The organism is Staphylococcus sp. GDX7P312P (assembly GCF_008385775.1).
Lineage (GTDB): Bacteria > Bacillota > Bacilli > Staphylococcales > Staphylococcaceae > Staphylococcus > Staphylococcus haemolyticus.
Genome location: NZ_VUKI01000021.1, coordinates 1 through 398, shown reverse-complemented (window position 1 = coordinate 398; position 398 = coordinate 1). Strand labels below are relative to the sequence as shown.

Here is a 398-nt window from a genome sequence, read left to right as displayed (position 1 = left end):
AATCAAATAGAGAAATTTTATCATAAACTCTTTTCTATTCATCTTTCAGATGTGTGTCCCAAATTACGCCCAGTCATTAGAACTTTACGACGATTATCATCTTTCATTGAAAATACTATGACATATTCTAACCTGACCAACGGTCCGTTAGAAGGAATTAATAATAAAATCAAACTCATTAAAAGGGTATCTTTTGGTTATAGAAATTATGATAATTTGCGTAATCGAATTATTATAACTTCGCGACTATTTGCCTCAACAACAAAAAAAGAGATTAAACAACCTAAGGTTGCTTAATCTCAATATTTGGACTCATCAGTCCGATTTGACGTATAGCCAATATAAGTTACTAAAAAGAGTGGAACAGAATTAATTTTGAATTCATTGTCCCACCCTTA

At 30.9% G+C, this 398-nt stretch carries 1 protein-coding gene; it reads left to right on the top strand.

The annotated features are described in order from the left end of the window. The coding region (locus F1592_RS06115) for a transposase (RefSeq protein WP_149814164.1) at positions 1-297 on the top strand (297 nt) is incomplete at its 5' end. Between the last annotated feature and the right edge of the window lie 101 nt (positions 298-398).